This is a genomic window from Streptomyces sp. NPDC059679 (assembly GCF_042734105.1).
Taxonomy (GTDB): Bacteria; Actinomycetota; Actinomycetes; order Streptomycetales; family Streptomycetaceae; genus Streptomyces.
Genome location: NZ_JBHWES010000013.1, coordinates 17,319 through 34,479, shown reverse-complemented (window position 1 = coordinate 34,479; position 17,161 = coordinate 17,319). Strand labels below are relative to the sequence as shown.

At 71.0% G+C, this 17,161-nt stretch carries 15 protein-coding genes; 9 read left to right on the top strand and 6 right to left on the bottom strand.

Going from position 1 to position 17,161, the window contains the following annotated elements:
* Positions 1-150 precede the first annotated feature (150 nt).
* Complete coding sequence (locus ACFV2X_RS16715; protein ID WP_385616800.1) at positions 151-600, top strand: hypothetical protein; 450 nt, start codon at positions 151-153, stop codon at positions 598-600.
* 366 nt (positions 601-966) lie between these two features.
* On the top strand, positions 967-1,395 hold the full coding sequence (locus ACFV2X_RS16710) for an RICIN domain-containing protein (protein ID WP_385616798.1): 429 nt from the start codon (positions 967-969) through the stop codon (positions 1,393-1,395).
* A 37-nt stretch (positions 1,396-1,432) separates the two neighbouring features.
* Here the strand turns inward: ACFV2X_RS16710 and ACFV2X_RS16705 are convergent, their stop codons facing one another.
* The 3 genes from ACFV2X_RS16705 to hmgA are packed head-to-tail and all read right to left on the bottom strand — an operon-like array spanning position 1,433 to position 3,684.
* Positions 1,433-1,579, bottom strand: a complete 147-nt coding sequence (locus ACFV2X_RS16705; RefSeq protein ID WP_385616796.1) for a hypothetical protein — start codon at positions 1,577-1,579, stop codon at positions 1,433-1,435.
* Between the two features lie 24 nt (positions 1,580-1,603).
* Positions 1,604-2,353, bottom strand: coding sequence for a GntR family transcriptional regulator (locus ACFV2X_RS16700; RefSeq protein ID WP_385616794.1), 750 nt, complete (start codon positions 2,351-2,353; stop codon positions 1,604-1,606).
* Positions 2,350-3,684, bottom strand: coding sequence for a homogentisate 1,2-dioxygenase (gene hmgA / locus ACFV2X_RS16695; protein WP_385616792.1), 1,335 nt, complete (start codon positions 3,682-3,684; stop codon positions 2,350-2,352). Before hmgA ends, ACFV2X_RS16700 begins: the two co-directional genes overlap by 4 nt.
* 85 nt (positions 3,685-3,769) lie before the next feature.
* Between hmgA and ACFV2X_RS16690 the strand changes: the two genes are divergently transcribed.
* The 6 genes from ACFV2X_RS16690 to ACFV2X_RS16665 all read left to right on the top strand — a co-directional run bounded on the left by ACFV2X_RS16690 (position 3,770) and on the right by ACFV2X_RS16665 (position 10,965).
* On the top strand, positions 3,770-4,414 hold the full coding sequence (locus ACFV2X_RS16690; protein WP_089513462.1) for a TetR/AcrR family transcriptional regulator: 645 nt from the start codon (positions 3,770-3,772) through the stop codon (positions 4,412-4,414).
* 162 nt (positions 4,415-4,576) lie between these two features.
* Positions 4,577-6,862 (top strand): molybdopterin oxidoreductase family protein, encoded by a 2,286-nt coding sequence (locus tag ACFV2X_RS16685; protein ID WP_385616790.1) that lies wholly within the window; start codon positions 4,577-4,579, stop codon positions 6,860-6,862.
* A gap of 244 nt (positions 6,863-7,106) precedes the next feature.
* The gene (locus ACFV2X_RS16680) at positions 7,107-8,549 is read left to right on the top strand and encodes a CitMHS family transporter (RefSeq protein ID WP_385616789.1); all 1,443 of its coding nucleotides are present in this window, start codon (positions 7,107-7,109) and stop codon (positions 8,547-8,549) included.
* 81 nt (positions 8,550-8,630) lie between these two features.
* Complete coding sequence (locus ACFV2X_RS16675; RefSeq protein WP_385617022.1) at positions 8,631-9,866, top strand: MFS transporter; 1,236 nt, start codon at positions 8,631-8,633, stop codon at positions 9,864-9,866.
* 74 nt (positions 9,867-9,940) lie between these two features.
* Positions 9,941-10,588 (top strand): TetR/AcrR family transcriptional regulator, encoded by a 648-nt coding sequence (locus ACFV2X_RS16670; protein WP_385616787.1) that lies wholly within the window; start codon positions 9,941-9,943, stop codon positions 10,586-10,588.
* 113 nt (positions 10,589-10,701) lie between these two features.
* Positions 10,702-10,965, top strand: coding sequence for a hypothetical protein (locus ACFV2X_RS16665; protein ID WP_385616785.1), 264 nt, complete (start codon positions 10,702-10,704; stop codon positions 10,963-10,965).
* Between the two features lie 553 nt (positions 10,966-11,518).
* Here ACFV2X_RS16665 and ACFV2X_RS16660 read toward each other — a convergent pair.
* Positions 11,519-11,794, bottom strand: coding sequence for a hypothetical protein (locus ACFV2X_RS16660; protein ID WP_385616783.1), 276 nt, complete (start codon positions 11,792-11,794; stop codon positions 11,519-11,521).
* A gap of 170 nt (positions 11,795-11,964) precedes the next feature.
* On the opposite strand from ACFV2X_RS16660, the gene ACFV2X_RS16655 reads away from it, so the two are divergent.
* Positions 11,965-15,816 carry a helix-turn-helix domain-containing protein gene (locus ACFV2X_RS16655; RefSeq protein WP_385616781.1) on the top strand — a complete coding sequence of 1,284 codons (3,852 nt, stop codon included), beginning with the start codon at positions 11,965-11,967 and terminating at the stop codon, positions 15,814-15,816.
* Positions 15,817-15,836: 20 nt separating this feature from the next.
* On the opposite strand, the gene ACFV2X_RS16650 is transcribed toward ACFV2X_RS16655, so the two are convergent.
* Positions 15,837-16,301 carry a MaoC family dehydratase gene (locus tag ACFV2X_RS16650; protein ID WP_385616779.1) on the bottom strand — a complete coding sequence of 155 codons (465 nt, stop codon included), beginning with the start codon at positions 16,299-16,301 and terminating at the stop codon, positions 15,837-15,839.
* Positions 16,302-16,481: 180 nt separating this feature from the next.
* On the bottom strand, positions 16,482-17,156 hold the full coding sequence (locus tag ACFV2X_RS16645; protein WP_385616777.1) for a hypothetical protein: 675 nt from the start codon (positions 17,154-17,156) through the stop codon (positions 16,482-16,484).
* Between the last annotated feature and the right edge of the window lie 5 nt (positions 17,157-17,161).

The window sequence follows — 17,161 nt, the reverse complement described above, 5'->3', positions numbered from 1 at the left end:
AAATTCAGTGGCGATCCAGTTGCGATTCAACGGGCTCTCGGGTCCTCGTAGTTCAGCCAGGACAAACTCGGGCAGTCGCAGACGAATCCAGGTCTCATTAGCAGTGGGACCTACGTGGCGCTGCCATTCTGAGCTGTGGAGGGGTGAGGCATGGCTATCACCGCAACGGGCGCGGAGGTCCTTGCGGAACGTGGCCTCGGGAGCATCGCCGAGCCTCTGCCTAATGCGCTCGAGGATCTGATGCTGACCATCCAACGACCACCAGTGCAGGGCGACATGGACACAGCGGTCGCCCTCGGCCCCTGGGTTGGGATCCTCCGCCGGATCGGCGCAGCCAAGCTCAACTACTGGGGCCTCTCGGCGCAGGTCGACAACGCCCTGCTGCTGATCAGCGAACTCGTCACCAACGCCTTGAAGCACGGGAAGGGCACTGAAGTCCGGTTCCGCTTGATCCTCGGTACTGACTGGGACATTGATCTGGTCGTGATGGAGGTCGACGACGGGTCAGCTGGCTGCCCTCAGCTTCGTGAAGCCAGCCTTGAAGAAGAGAACGGGCGACGTCGTCAGCCTGATGAACCTCACCGACGACGGCTGCGGTGAGACGTGCGGAGCCTGCACCACCAACGTGGCCTGGCCAAAGGCGTACGTCACCCCAGGCCGGTGCCTTCGCGAGTGCGGGGTCAGGGCCCGTTCTGCCTTGGCCAACAAACTGCCCAGAAGACGAAGGCGGTCCTCTTCCTGTGGCCCCTCTGGCCGCACCTCCGGATCCGCCACCGGTTCAGCCGCCAGAGCGACCAACGTCCGGTGGTCGTACAGGTCACCGGGACCGGTCCCGGGCTGGGCTGGCCATCATGCAGGACAGGGCTGGTGGCCGTACAGGTCACCGGGATGTCTAGGGGGCGCCAGGGTTCGGCCCCGGAGAAGGAAACGGTCATGCTTGCATTACGATCCGGACGCCTCAGTCGCGTGACCGGACTGACCGCCGTACTTGTGACGGGAGTCTTCGGCCTCGGTGTGGCCAACGCTTCCTCAGCGAAGGCAGACGCGATCAACACGTTCAAGAACCATGCGACCTCAAAGTGCCTGGAATATGGGTACACCTCCCCCCGCTGCGACGGTCACCAGGCCCAGCAATGGAATGTCCACGCGTGGGCCGACGGCACGCGCGAGCTGAAAAACATGTTCGTCGGCAAGTGCCTCGACGACAGCAACCAGTACGGGCTGCGCACCTTCGCCTGCAACGCCACGCCCTACCAGAGCTGGTATGTCATCCGCCACAACAACAACACGCTGTCACTGAGGAACGAGGCGACCGGACGGTGCCTCGACGACAGCCTCGATTACGGGCTGCGCACCTTCCCCTGCAATGGCTTGTCGTATCAGGAATGGTACTGAACGCCCGCTTGGCCACCGCGCGGCTCAGGGCGGGCCCTCAGCGGTGAGCCGCACCGTGTGAGATCAGCCGGGCGGTCCCGGGCGTATGTCCGGGGCCCGCCCGGCGCGCCTTCTCCTCCCGCTCGGCTTGTTCACGCGCGCGGCGCTCCTCCTGCTCGGCGCGCTGGCGCCGCAGTTCCTCCATGAGGGCGCGATGCCGCCCCAGCGGTCACCGCGCCTCGACAGTGACCGTGAACGAGAAGCGGTCCCCCCGGTAGTGGATGCGGGCGACGTCGACCGCTCGGCCCGTTTCGTCATAGGTCACGCCCGTGTAGTGCAGGATCGGGCTGAGCAGCGGGACCCGTAGCAGCCGGGCGGTCTCCGGGTCGGCCAGCCGGGCCTCGACGGTGTCCGTGATGCGGCTGATGCGGACGCCCGCCGCGTCCCGCAGCACCTTGGTCATCGGCCAGCGCGCCAGGTCGGCCACGTCGATGCGGTCGGCGAGCTCCGGGCGGACGAAGTTCTCGGCCCAGTTGGTCGGCTCGCCGCCCGCCGCGTCGCTCCGCAGCCGCCGGTAGGACGTGGCCTCGCGCAGGCCCGGGAAGTGTTCCGCGAGCTCCGCCGGTACGGGGACGGGCCCATGGCCGAGCACGGTGGTGCGTTCGCCGGACTGCTGGGCCACGATCGCGTCCACCGAGCCCAGCAGCCGCACCGGCGCGCCGCGCCGCGCGTTCGGCTCGATGAAGGTGCCGCGCCGGCGGTGGCGGCTGATGAGCCCTTCGGACTCCAGCTCCTTGAGGGCCTGCCGCATCGTCAGGACGCTGACCCCGTAGTGGGCGGCCAGGCGGTCCTCCGTGGGCAGGCGCAGCGGCTCGTGGGGGCCGCGGCCGAGTATGGAGGCCCGCAGGGACTGCGAGACCTGGTACCACAGCGGCAGCTTGCGGTTCAGGGTGAGGGAGTCGGGGGCGAAGGTGGTCACCGGAAGTGCCGCTCCAGGCCCTGCCAGACGTCGTCGTAGCCCTGCTGGAGGTGGTCCGCCTCGCGCGCCTGCCGGGTGACCGTCACGGGCCAGCGGGTCTCGAACATGAAGGCCAGCCCGTCGTCGACCTTCCGCGGCGTCAGCTCCGCGCTGCTCGCCCGTTCGAAGGTCTCCCGGTCGGGGCCGTGCGCGGACATCATGTTGTGCAGGGAGCCGCCCCCGGGGACGAAGCCCCCCTTGCCGGCGGTCTTGGCGTCGTACGCGCCCTCGATCAGGCCCATGTACTCGCTCATCACATTGCGGTGGAAGTACGGCGGCCGGAAGGTGTCCTCGCCGACCAGCCAGCGCGGGGCGAAGACGACGAAGTCGACATTCGCCAGGCCGGGGGTGTCCGAGGGCGAGGTGAGGACCGTGAAGATCGACGGGTCCGGGTGGTCGTAGCTGATGGAGCCGAGCACATTGAAGCGGCGCAGGTCGTAGACGTAAGGGACGTGGTTGCCGTGCCAGGCGACGACGTCCAGCGGGGAGTGGTCGTACGTCGCGGACCAGAGGCTGCCGCAGAACTTGTTGACCACCTCCACCGGCCCCTCTACGTCCTCGTACGCCGCGACCGGGGCCAGGAAGTCGCGCGCGCTCGCCAGCCCGTTGGCGCCGATCGGGCCGAGGTCGGGGAGGACGAAGGGGCGGCCGTGGTTCTCGCAGACGTAGCCGCGTACGGCGGGGTCGAGCGGTTCGACCCGGAAGCGTACGCCGCGCGGCACCAGTGCCATATGCCCCGGTTCGGCGCGCAGCCGGCCGAACTCGGTGTGCAGCAGCAGCCCGCCCTCCTGGGGCACGATCAGCAGCTCGCCGTCGGCGTCGCTGAACACCCGGTCGACCATGGGCGCGTTCGCGGCGTAGAGGTGGATCGCCATACCGGACCGGCGCGTGGCGTCGCCGTTGCCGCCGAGCGTCCACAGGCCGGCCAGGAAGTCGGTGCCGGGAGCGGGCTCGGGCAGTGGATCCCAGCGCAGCCGGTTGGGGTCCGGGGCGCACTCGGTGAACGGCGCGCCGCGCAGTGCGCCGTTGTCCACCCGGACGAAGGGCGGGTGCGCGGCGGACGGGCGGATGCGGTACAGCCAGGAGCGGCGGTTATGGGCGCGCGGCTCGGTGAAGGCGGTGCCGCTCAGCTGCTCCGCGTACAGCCCCAGCGGGGCGCGCTGGGGGGAGTTGCGGCCGATGGGCAGCGCGCCGGCGACGGCCTCGCTGCTGTGCTCATTGCCGAATCCGGAGGAGTACACAAGCCCTTCGGCCGTCTTGCGCGCCCGCTCGATGTCCGTACCGCCGCTCATCGTCCGGCTCCCGCCACTTGGTCACTCGGTCACTCGGGGTTTTGATTCCTATGTATGACCATAGGAATCGAAACCGGGTGCGTCAATGATCGGGCAGGATGGTGGCGTGCCCATACCGCCCCTCCGCCGCGCCCCCGTCCAACGCCGCAGTGCCGAGCGCCTTGGCCGGATCCTCGACGCCTGCGCCGAACTCCTCGACGAGACCGGCTACGAGGACCTGAGTACCCGCGCTGTCGCCGAGCGCGCCGGCGTGCCCATCGGCTCCGTCTACCGCTTCTTCTCCAACAAGCGGGCGATGGCCGAGGCTCTGGCCCACCGCAATCTCGACCAGTACGCCGCCCGCGTCACCGAGCGCCTGGCGAAGTCGGGGACGGACGGCGGGGGCTGGCGGGAGGCCATGGACGTGGTGGTCGACGAGTATCTGGCGATGAAGCGCGGGGCGCCGGGCTTCGCGCTGGTCGAGTTCGGCATGCCGGTGCCCGTGACCGCCCCGCCCGAGCAGCCCAACCACCTGGTCGCGGACCGGCTGCGCGGGCTCCTGGGCGAGCGGCTGGGTCTCGAGGAGTCCGGCGAGGCGGGGGAGCGGGTGCGGGTGGCGTTCCTGCTCGCCGTCGAGACGGCGGACGCGCTGCTGCGGCTGGCGTTCCGCGTCGACCCGGAGGGCGACCCGGTGATCGTGGCCGAGACCAAGGAACTGCTGCGCTCGTATCTGGCGGGGGTGCTCGACTGAACTAACCGGGGTCCGGGGGGCGTCCGGGGGGCCGGGGGCTTGCCCCCGGTTTCGGGAAGGGGCGGGTAGGGGAAAATCCACCCCCTCCCCCACATGCGTACCAGTCGGTAGGGTGAGGAGTCGTCGCGTCACCGTTGCCGCCGCCGTCCCCAGGAGGGACCGATGAGCCGTACCGCTCTGCGCATCTGCCCGCTGTGCGAGGCCACCTGCGGGCTGACCCTGACCATCGAGGAGGGGCGGGTCACCAGGGCGCGCGGGGACGGTGCCGATGTCTTCAGCCACGGCTTCATCTGTCCCAAGGGCGCGTCCTTCGGCCAGCTCGACGCGGACCCCGACCGGCTGCGCCGGCCGCTGGTGCGGCGCGGCGGGCGGCTGGAGCCGGCGGGCTGGGACGAGGCGTTCACCGCGGTGGAGGCCGGGCTGCGGCCGCTGATCGAGCGGTACGGGCCGCAGGCGGCGGCCATATTCCTCGGCAACCCGAACGTCCACACCATGGCCGGCGGGCTGTATCCGCCGCTGCTGCTCGGCGCGCTCGGCACCCGAAACGTCTTCACCGCCAGCACCCTCGACCAGATGCCCAAGCACGTCTCCAGCGGGCTGCTCTTCGGCGACGCCAACGCCATCCCGGTGCCCGACCTGGACCGCACCGACCACCTGCTGATCATCGGCGCCAACCCGCTGGACTCGGGCGGCAGCCTGTGCACCGCCCCCGACTTCCCCGGGCGGCTGCGGGCCCTGCGGCGGCGCGGCGGGCGGCTCACCGTGGTCGACCCGCGCCGCACCCGTACGGCCGAGGCCGCCGACCGGCATCTGGCCATCCGGCCCGGTACGGACGCGCTGCTGCTGTTCGCGGTGGTGCAGGTGCTGTTCGCCGAGGACCTGGTGGCTGCCGCGGGGACGGTCGGCGAGCCGGTGACGGACGCGGCGGGTGTGACGGGCGTGGATGAGGTGCGGCGGCTCGCGGCGGACTTCACGCCCGAGGCGGTGGCCGCGGCCTGCGACGTGCCCGCCGAGGAGATCCGTACGCTCGCCCGCGAGCTGGCCGCCGCGCCGCGCGCCGTCGTCTACGGGCGGATCGGCTCCACCACCGTCGAGTTCGGCACCCTCACCAGCTGGCTGGTCGACGTGGTGAACACCCTCACCGGCAACCTCGACCGGCCCGGCGGGGCCATGTTCCCGCTCTCCGCCACCGGCAGGGCGCCGCGCCCGCCGCGCCCCGGGAAGGGGTTCGCGCTCGGCCGCTGGCGCAGCAGGGTGAGCGGGCACCCCGAGGCGAAGGGCGAGCTGCCCGCGGCCGCGCTGGCCGAGGAGATCGAGACGCCGGGGGAGGAGCAGGTCAGGGCGCTGATCGTGATAGCGGGCAACCCCGTGCTCTCCGCGCCGGACGGCGACCGGCTGGACCGGGCGCTGGCCGGGCTCGACTTCATGGTGAGCGTGGACCCGTATCTGAACGAGACCGCGCGCCATGCGCACGTCGTCCTGCCGCCGCCCCCGCCCAGCCAGAGCCCCCACTTCGACTTCGCCTTCAACACCCTCGCCGTCCGCAACCAGGTCCGCTACAGCCGCCCCGCCGTCCCGCTGGACGCGGACCGGCTGAGCGAGTCCGAGATCCTGGCGCGGCTGGTGCTGTGCGCGGGCGGGCACGGCGGCGCCGACCCGGCGGCCGTGGACGCCATGGCGATCGACGCGGCGCTCGGCAAGGCCGTGGCCGACCCCGGTTCGCCGGTGTACGGACGCGACCGGGGAGAGCTCGCCGCCCATCTCACCGGGGTCGGCGGCGACGAGCGGCGGCTGGACATGATGCTGCGGCTCGGCCCGTACGGCGACGGCTTCGGTGCCGACCCCGACGGGCTGACCCTGGCCAAGGTGCTGGCCCACCCGCACGGCATCGACCTGGGGCCGCTGCGCCCCCAAATGCCCGGCTTGCTCAGGACCCGCAGCGGCACCGTCGAGCTGTGCCCGGAGCCGATGGCCGCCGAGGTGGAGCGGCTGCGCCGGGCGCTGGGCGGGCGCGCCGACGGGCTGGTGCTGGTCGGCCGGCGCCATCTGCGCTCCAACAACAGCTGGATGCACAACGTCCCCGCGCTGGTCGGCGGCAGCAACCGCTGCACCCTCCAGCTGCACCCCGAGGACGCGGCCCGGCTGGGTGTGACCGACGGCGGTCTGGTGCGGGTCAAGGGGGACGGCGGGGAGCTGGAGGTGCCGGTGGAGGTGACGGACGCGGTACGGACCGGGGTGGTCAGCCTGCCGCACGGCTGGGGGCACGACCGGCCCGGCACCCGGATGTCGGTCGCGGCGGCGCACGCCGGGGTGAATGTCAATCAGCTCATCGACGGCTCCCGGCTCGATCCGCTGTCCGGCACCGCGGTGCTCAACGGCTGCCCGGTGCAGCTGACGGTGGTCGCTCAAGGCGCCAAGACACCCGCCCCTTCTCCCGCTCAGTCTTGACGCGCTTCTACGCGCGGGCTTCCTTCGTCACTGCTCGCTCCTTCGTCACTGCTCGCTCCTTCGTCGCTGCGCGGCTCCTCAGTCCAGCCCGCACAGCGCGCCAAGACACGCTCACTCCGCTGACCTGGGGTTTTGCGCTTATTGCTCACGCGTCAAGACCTTGTTAACGGAAAGTTGCGCCACCTAACGTCGCCTCGACCGCCAGTTCTGGGGGAGTTCAAAGGTGAACGTGAGGTAGCCAAATATGCTGACAATCCTCGGATTCGTCATGATCGCCACCTTCTTGGTGTTGATCATGATGAAGAAGATGACCCCGATGGGCGCGCTGGTGCTCATCCCGGCACTCTTCTGCGTCATCGTCGGGAAGGGGGCGCATCTGGGGGACTACGTCCTGAAGGGCGTCGGTGACCTCGCGCCCACCGCGGCCATGCTGATGTTCGCCATCATCTACTTCGGGGTGATGATCGACGTCGGCCTCTTCGACCCGATCGTCCGGGTCATCCTGCGGTTCTGCAAGGCCGACCCGATGCGGGTGGTCGTCGGCACCGCCATACTCGCCGCGATCGTCTCGCTCGACGGTGACGGCTCCACGACCTTCATGATCACCGTGTCGGCCATGGTGCCGCTCTACCGGCGGCTGAAGATGAGCCTGGTGGTCATGACCGGTGTCGCCGCCATGGCCAACGGCGTGATGAACACGCTCCCCTGGGGCGGCCCCACCGCCCGCGCCGCCGCCGCGCTCAAGCTGGACGCCAGCGACATCTTCGTGCCGATGATCCCGGCCCTCGCCGCCGGTCTGCTCTTCGTCTTCGCCCTCGCCTACGGCCTCGGCCTGCGTGAGCGCAAGCGCCTGGGGACGCTGACCCTGGAGGACGTCACCGCCGACCCCGAGACGGTGCTGGTCGGCGCCGGTTCCGGCGCCGGTTCCGGTGCCAAGGGGCGTCGTAAGGGCAAGAAGGTCACCGGCGGCGCGGGCGGCGGCACCGACGCCGAGGCGCCCGAGACGCACGGGGCGGCCGGGGCGGCCGAGGACGGCGACGAGGAGCACCAGGGGCTCGACCCCAACCGGGCCACCCTGCGCCCCAAGCTGTACTGGTTCAACGCGGCCCTCACCATCGCGCTGCTGACCATGATGATCCGCGAGGACCTGCCGATCCCGGTCCTGTTCCTGCTCGGCGCCGCCATCGCGCTCACCGTCAACTTCCCGAGCGTCGCCGACCAGAAGGCCCGTATCGCGGCCCACTCCGAGAACGTCGTCAACGTCTCCGGCATGGTCTTCGCCGCCGCCGTCTTCACCGGCGTGCTCACCGGCACCGGCATGGTCGAGCACATGGCCCGCTGGCTGGTCGACGGGATCCCGGACGGAATGGGCCCGCACATGGGCCTGGTCACCGGCATCCTGTCCATCCCGCTGACCTACTTCATGTCCAACGACGGCTTCTACTTCGGCATCGTGCCGATCCTCGCCGAGGCCGGCGCCGCCCACGGGGTCGACCCGGTCGAGATCGCCCGCGCCTCCCTGGTCGGACAGGCCCTGCACATGTCCAGCCCGCTGGTCCCGGCCGTCTATGTCCTGGTCGGCATGGCGAAGGTCGAGTTCGGCGACCACACCCGCTTCGTGGTGAAGTGGGCGGCGCTCACCTCGCTGGTGGTGCTCGGCGCGGGTCTGCTGTTCGGCATCATCTGACCCGTGAAGACACGAGAGCCCGGTAGGGGCTGGCTGCTGCGCCTGGTCATCGCCTTCGCCTTCGCACAGGGGGCGGTGAGCATGGCCCGGCCGGCCGTCTCCTACCGGGCTCTCGCGCTGGGCGCCGACGCCCGGGCGGTCGGAGTGATCGCCGGCGTGTACGCCCTGCTGCCGCTGTTCGCCGCCGTACCGCTGGGGCGCCGCACCGACCACGGGCGCTGCGCCCCGCTGCTGCCCATCGGGGTCGCGCTGATCGCGACCGGCTGCGCGCTCAGCGGCCGGGCCGGGTCGCTGCTGGAGATGGCCATCTGGAGCGGGGTGATGGGCCTGGGTCATCTGTCCTTCGTGATCGGCGCCCAGTCCCTGGTGGCCCGGCAGAGCGCCCCGGAGGACCAGGACCGCAACTTCGGCCACTTCACCATCGGCGCCTCCCTCGGCCAGCTCATCGGCCCCATCGCCGCCGGGCAGGTGGTCTCCGAGCACGCGGACGCCCTGGCCAGGACCAGCGCGGCCGCGCTCTTCGTATCCGCCGTCGTCGCGGCCTTCGCGGTCACGTCCCTGTGGCGCATCGAGCACCGCACACCGGCGGCGGACCGTACGCGGGCCGGGGCATCGGACCGCTCCGAGGGCGACGGGGCGCGCTCCGGCCGGGTCTCCGTGGCCGGCATCCTGCGCACCCGGGGCGTGGCCTCCGGGATCTTCATCAGCCTCGCCGTGCTGTCCGCCACCGACATCCTCACCGCCTACCTCCCCGTCGTCGGCGAACAGCGGTCCATCGCGCCCGCGGTCATCGGCCTGCTGCTGAGCGTGCGCGCCGCCGCCACCGTCGCCTGCCGGCTCGTGATGACCCCGATGATCCGGCTGATGGGCCGTACGGTCCTGATGGCCGTCAGCTGTCTGGGGGCCGGGCTGCTGTGCGCGGCGCTCGCCCTGCCGGTGCCCGCCTGGGGGCTCGGGATCCTGCTGGCCGCGCTCGGCTTCTGCCTCGGCGTCGGCCAGCCGCTGTCGATGACCACCGTCGTCCAGGCCGCCCCGGACGGGGCCCGCTCCACCGCCCTGGCGCTGCGGCTGACCGGCAACCGCCTCGGCCAGGTCGCGGCCCCCGCCGCCGCGGGCCTGCTGGCGGGGCTCGCGGGGACCGCCGCGCCCTTTGTGATGCTCGGCGTGCTGCTGCTCGCCTCCGCGGGCGTCGCGATACGCCCCGTACGCCCCGCCGAACGCGGCGCCCCACCCGCCCCGCCGGAGGCGCCCGCGCCCGCCACGGAGCCCTCGGCCGAGCCGTCGGCCCATCCGCGCGGCGCACGCCCGCCCGCCTGAGCCCCGGTGCGTAGTCAGGGTGAGCCGCCCGAGTGAGCCTAAGCGCTTGCTCACCGGCATGTAGGGTGTCCGCCATGAATGCGGAGGCGAAGAACACCGAGGGCGCCCCCGAGGCGTGGCGCGACATCACCCCGGATGCAGCCCGGCGGCTGATGACCGCCGCGGTGCACGCCTTCGCCGAGCGCGGCTACCACGCCACCACCACCCGCGATATCGCGAGCCGCGCCGGTATGAGCCCCGCCGCGCTCTATATCCACTACAAGACCAAGGAAGAGCTGCTCTACCAGATCAGCAAGGTCGGTCACCGGTTCGCGCTCGACATCCTCGAGGAGGCCAGGGACGGCGCCGGCACCCCCGCCGAACGGCTCGCCCAGGCCGTACGCGCCTTCGTCCGCTGGCACGCCGAGCACCACACCACCGCCCGCGTCGTCCAGTACGAACTCGGCGCGCTCGCCGAGGACCACGCCGCCGAGATCACCGCGATGCGTCGGGCCTCGGACGGCGCGGTGCGCGCGATCGTCGAGGACGGGGTGAAGGCGGGCGACTTCGACGTCGCCGATGCCCGCGGCACCACCGTCGCCGTCCTGTCGCTGTGCATCGACGTAGCCCGCTGGTTCAACCCCCGCGGCCGCAGCACCCCCGACGAGGTCGGCGAGCTCTACGCGGGGCTGGCGCTGCGCATGGTGGGCGCGGCCGGTCCGGGGCGCCCGAGCAGGGCCTAGCCGGCCGTCCCGGCGCCGTCGGCCGCGCCGCACAGGGTTACAGCTGCGGCTCGGCGGAGTTCGTCGACTACGGCCCGGGTGCGCCCGGCGGGGGTGACAACGACGACTACCTGGTGATCCACGACTACTGCTCCGGCGGACACGGGGTCAAGGCGTGGCTGTGGTGGTACAACCCCGACGGCAGCCAGATCTACTACGGCGCGAAGTACAACGGCAACGGCGAGGCCGGTGCCGGGGTCGTCTGGGACCCGTTCGCCGACTACGGAAACGTGGACAAAGGCGAGAAGGTCGCGCTCAAGGTGTGCCTGGTGGACGGCTCGGGCGCTTCCACGGGCACCAGTTGCCGAGAGGGCAGCCATGTCAGCGAGGACGGCTGAGCACGGTTGAGGACGGCTGAACACCTGACGCCCTGCCCGGTCCCCGCGGCGCGTCCGATCCCGGCGCGGCGCGGGGACCGGGGATCAGGCCGTGCCCCGGCCTTTACGCCGCGCAGGATGCCGCGCGGATCGCCCGGGGCGCGGGGCTGACCCCGCGCAGCGCGGGAGCGCCAGTGCCACGGGGTCAGACCCACACGTAGAGTTCCCACCAGATGCTGGACGACCGCGTGCAGACCCATTCTTCGTAGCCGAGGTCCTCGGCGGTCTCCTGGCAGTCGCGAAGGGTCCTGCACTGGTAGACAGGCCCACCCGGCCTGCTCCACAAAGGCTCGCAGGACCCTGTTGCGGTTTCCGCGGAGACAGGTGCTGCCTGCGCGGTGGTGGTGGCACCGCCGGCCAGCACGGCGGCTCCCATCGCCACACTGGTGAGCAAGAGTCGTGTGCGCATGGAACGGTTCCTTTCAGATGGCGGGGCCGCAGCCCCGGCAGCGGGGTGAGGCTGCCGGGGCTGCGGTGATCAGTCCGTTCACGTGGCTTTCAGGGCGTCACGTGCTTACGAGTTGGTGTCCACGTACAGTCCCCAGGCGCTGCGGCTAGAGCTCCACTTGCAGTACCAGTAGCTATAGACGGAGTTCTCTCCGTCGCCCTCGCACGCCGCGTAGCTGGAGTACCAGCCGGCGACGACGATGGCGGAGGTGGTGGGCGGTGCGGCGGCCGCCGTATTGCCGGGGTCGAGGGACGCGGGTGCCGCCTGCGCGGTGGCGACGGCACCGCCGGTCAGCAGGGCGGCTCCCAGCGCCGCACTGGCGAGCACAAGTCGAGTACGCAATGTCTCCCCTTGAGGTCGAAGTGTTGCTGGCGTTTGCATCACCGATTCCAGCCGCCCGCCCCTTTGTTTGGCAGTGCTGTTCCGACGGCCAAACATTGGCCGGACGCGACCTCGCCGCGCGTTACGGGCGCGCCTAACGTGGCCGTCGGACCGGTTAGGGGCGGAGGAGTATGGCGGGGCGTCGTGAAGTGCCCGTGGATCCGGGTGCTGGGCCGGTGCAGCGCTTCGCGTTCGAGTTGCGGAAGCTTCGGTCGGAGACGGGCGGCCTCACCTATAGGGCCATGGCACAGCAGACGGGATATTCGATCACGACCTTGTCGCAGGCGGCGGGCGGCGACCGCCTGCCGACGCTGCCGGTGGCGCTGGCCTATGTACGGGCGTGCGGGGGCGACGGGGCGGAGTGGGAGGCCCGATGGCGTGAGGTGGTGGAGGAAGAGGCCGCACGGACCGTCGAGGGCGGTGGCGCCGATGGGACGGATCCGCCGTACCGGGGGCTGGCCCGGTTCGAGACAGGTGACAGTGACAGGTTCTTCGGCCGTGAGCGACTGACCGGTGACCTGCTGGACCTCGTGCGCCGTGAACGGTTCGCGGCGGTGTTCGGCCCGTCGGGCAGCGGTAAGTCCTCCCTGCTGCGCGCCGGGCTGATCCCCGCCCTCCGCCAGGGCCAGGTGACGGGTGCGCGGCTGGCGGCAATCCGGGTCCTGTCTCCCGGCGAGCGCCCTTTCAGCGCCCATGCCCGTCTTCTCACACCGGCTGACGCCGACGGCGCTGCGGACACGCTCGTGGTCGTCGACCAGTTCGAGGAGATCTTCACCCTCTGCCAGGATCCTGAGGAACGCGTCCGCTTCATCGATCTGCTCCTCGCGGCCCGCCGGGCTGACAGCCGATTACGTGTGCTGATCGCGGTTCGTGCCGACTTCTACGGCCGCTGCGCCGAGCAGCGAGACCTTGCCGACGCCCTGCGCGACACCACCATGCTGGTGGGGCCCATGACACCGGTCGAATTACGGGAAGCGGTGGTGAAGCCGGCTGTGGCCCACAGGCTGATCGTGGAGCAGGCGCTGACCGCCAGACTGGTCGATGAGGTCGCGGGTGCGCCCGGTGGACTGCCGCTGCTGTCGCATGTGCTGCTGGAGACGTGGCTCCGCCGCCGTGGCGGCAGACTGACGCTGGAGGGCTACCAGGCCGCGGGCGGTCTGGACGGTGCGATCGCCAAGACCGCCGAGGACGTCTACACCCGACTCGGTTCGCAGCAGGCGGAGGTGGCCCGTGCCATCCTGCTCCGCTTGATCAGCCCTGGCGACGGAACCCCGGACACCCGCCGACCCGCCCGCCGCGCCGAACTCGACACCACCCGCCACCCCGAAGAGACCGCCGTGGTCGTGGAGCGCCTGGCCCGCGCCCGGCTGCTCACCCTCGACGGCGACAACGTCGAGCTCGCTCATGAAGCGATGATCAACGGCTGGCCCCGGCTGCGCGGATGGATCGAACAGGACCGAGAACGTCTCCGCATCCACCGCAAGCTGACCGAAGCGGCCACGGCCTGGGCCGAACTGGGCGAGGACAGCGGCGCGCTGTACCGGGGAACCCGCCTGACAATGGCGGAGGAACGCCTCGCGCCCGAAGACCTGACCGCTGTGGAGCGGTCCTTCCTCACCGCCGGCATCGCCCACCGCGACCGCGAACAGCACACAGCCGCCCGCACGGCCAGGCGCCTGCGCCGACTGCGTACGGCCCTGTCCCTCGCCGCCGTACTCGCGCTCCTCGTCGGTGTGATCGCATGGCAGCAGAACCGGTCCCAGGAGCGCGAGCGCGTCCAGGCCCAAGCCCGCCGGATCGCGGCACTGGCCGACAGCCTGCGCGCGACGGACCCCGTCACCGCCATGCGGCTGAGCGTCGCCTCCTGGAACCTGGCCGACCTTCCCGAAACCCGCTGGGCTCTGATGGCAGCCGCGGCGCAGCCGGAGCAGGACGCCTTCACCGATCCCGATGAGGATCCCGCCGCAGTGCGCTATCTCAGCCCCGACGGCCGCACGCTGGTCAGCGTCGGCGCCAAGCACGTGGTGAAGTGGGATGTCCGCACACATCGGCGCACCGGTTCGTTTCCGGGGCTGGGCGACAATCTCGTGAGTGCCGGGGTGATGAGCGCTGACGCCAGTCGGCTCACTCTGGTGCGCGAGGACGGCCGGGTGCGCACCTGGGATGTGCGTTCTGGTCGTGTCCTGCGCGACCGGATGCCGGCGGACGACGGGGCCGAGATCAGCCCGAGCGGGCGCGTCCTTGTTCTTTATCGGACCTGGGGGCCACAAAAGGTGGTTCAGCTGCGGGACGCAAGGACCCAGCGCGTGCTGCTGGAACGTCGTATGACTCGTCAACTGCCCGAGCTCGGTGACAGGCAACTGTTCGAGGTGCCGGACTGGACCATGCGACGGCTGCATCAGCAGCGCCTGGTCAGGGCGTATCCGCTGCCCGACGCGCAAGTGAGCCCGAATGACCGGCTGGTCGCCCTGTGCCTGCCCGGCGCCCGCCTGCGGATCTGGGATCTCGCCCGCCGGCAGGGGCTGAAGACCCGGTGGGCTCCCAAAGCGACGGCGGGCAACTGCGCGCAGGAGGACTTCCAGTTCACCCCGGACAGCCGGCGCCTGGTTTTTCGCAGCGCCACCGGAGTCCGGAGGTGGGATATCGCTTCGGGGCGGGAATTGCCGGAGATCCGGCACAAGGGGCTGAGGGAACTCGCGTTCAGCGCGGACGGCAGGTTCATGGCCGCAACGGACGATGACGAAGTCCTGCTGTGGCGGACCGAAGCGTCCGCGACCCCCGTCTTTCGCTATGCCCTCTCCGACGAGGTGGTCAACGAACTTCGGCTGGATCTGAAAGAGCGCCGCATACGCTATTTCGCGGGCCGGTCCCAGACCGTAGTGCGCACCCTGGCCCTGGACGGCGTTCTGGATGCCCGCTGGCAGAACCGGTCGGCAGTAGCGGCGTCCTTCAGTCCGGACGGCCGCACCCTCGCCATCGCCCACCAAGAAACCCGCACCGGCCGCGCCCACATCCAGCTGCGCGACGGACGAGGGGGCAACCCGCTGGCTGCCATGCCGCCGACAGCCTGTCCGACCCTCCAGGAGGAGCCGAAGGACCCCGTGCCCTGCCCCGTGCATCTTGCTTTCCGGCCCGATGGACGCCTCCTTGCCTATGGCGTCAGCAACCCGACGCATTCCTTACGGCAGGAGACGGTGTCCTTATGGGACGTGCCGGCCCGGCGCATCACCGGCTCGCTGTCGGTCACACGTACCGACCCCGAGGTCCCCGGTGCTCCCGGGAACCCCATCAACGGGATCCTGTTTCACCCGGACAGAAGATCACTGGTGATCTCCCGCATACCAGAGGATGAAGCGCTTGAGTTCTGGGATCTGGACCGCAAGTCCAAGATCCGCGAAATCGCCGGCATCGGCGGCAAAGTCCTGGCAGCGGAACCCGGAGGACGCACCATGGCCACCAGCCACGGCCAGTTCCTCGATCTGCGGTCCGGTCGCGTGACACGCCGGACGCTGACCCCAGGGGCGACGACGACGCTGGCGTACAGTCCGGACGGAAAGTACCTGGCCGCAGGCGATGAATCCGGTCAGGTCACCATCTGGGACACCGCCGCCCGGCAAGCCCTGGGAGCCCTTCCCGCCACACCGGCCCGCGACGGCGAACCCAGGAACGTGACAGCCCTGGCCTTCTCACCCGACGGGCGCACTCTCGCGGCCGCAGGGAGGGACGGCACGCTGCGGCTGTGGGACACCGACTCCAACCGGCCGCTTGGATCTTCACTTCCCACGGCAGGCGGCGCGGTGCTGTCCCTGGCCTTCAGCCCGGTCGGCGGTGTCCTGTACGCGGCAGGCGAGCACGTACCGCTACAGAAGTACGTGGTCGCCCCGCGACAGGTCGCCACCGCCGTGTGTCGGCGCGCCGGGGCGCTGTCGCGGGCCGACTGGAAGGCGCATATCCCCGCAGTGCCGTACCACCGGGCCTGCTGAAACATCCCCGTGGGCAGGTGTCAGAGGTAGTAGCGCGCCACGGACTCCGCCACGCACACCGGCTTCTGTCCGCCCTCGCGCTCCACGGTCACCACCAGCGTCACCTGCACACCGCCGTCGGCCACCTCGGTCACCTCCGCCAGCCGTCCCGTGGCGCGCAGCCGTGAGTCGACCGGGACGGGGGAGGGGAAGCGGACCTTGTTCACGCCGTAGTTGATCCCCATGCGCACGCCCTCGACCCTCAGCAGCTGCGGGGTGAACGAGGGCAGCAGGGAGAGCGTCAGATAGCCGTGGGCGATCGTGGTGCCGAACGGCCCCGCGGCCGCTTTCTCCGGGTCCACGTGGATCCACTGATGGTCGCCGGTCGCCTCGGCGAACAGGTCGATCCGCTTCTGGTCGATCTCCAGCCAGTCGCTGGGGCCGAGGTCTTCCCCGACCGCCGACCTCAGCTCGTCGGGCGAGGTGAAGATCCTTGGCTCTGCCATCTCACGGCCTCCCGGGCATCCGATCACTAAGCGACTGCTCAGCATGGACGGGCGGGCGCCGCCTGTCAACGAGCCACGGCCATGGCTCCGGACGCGAACGAGCCACGGCCATGGCGCCCGACGCGGCGGCGCGCCCGCCGGTTTCCGACGGGCGCGCCCCGGGGCTTGGTCATGGCTCCCTCACACGGTGGCGTACCGCCTGTGGGGCCGGGCGGACGCGGTGGCTGAGGTGGACGCGGCGGAGTGGCCGGACTTGGGGGCGCGGCCGGACCTGGTGTGGCGGGCGGCGGCCAGGGCCTCGGGGGTGAGCACCGGTGCGGGGACGACGATGCCGCAGGTGCCGCACATCGGCCCCTCCCAGGGGTAGCGGCCCAGGTTGTCGTGCCAGGTCAGCCGGTCCTGTGTGCAGACCGGGCAGGTCGAGGCCGGCCCCGACTCCATCGCGAGGATCAGCCGGCGCAGCACCTCCGCCAGCCGGTCGTCGGGGTGGGCCGATGGGCTCTCGCAGGGCATGATGTGGTTTCCGCCCCAGGTGTGCAGATGCCAGTCGTCCACGGCGCTCGGCTGGCGGATGCCGTGGTGCTTCTCCTGCCGGCGCCGGGCCGCGAAGTCCGCCTCGTACGCGAGCCACAGGGCCCGCGCCTCCTCCAACTCCTCCAGCGCGGTGATCAGTAGTGCCGGTTCGGGGTGACGGTCCTCCAGGGCGATCCCCGCCCGGGAGCACAGATGGTGCCACGTCGCTCGATGCCCGTACGGCGCGAACCGTTCGAGGCATTTGCGCAGCGAGGTGCGGCGCGCAGTGATGTGCCTGCGTGGGTTGCGGACGTCTCGTGCGAGTGCTCTGAAACCGGCCATCTCTT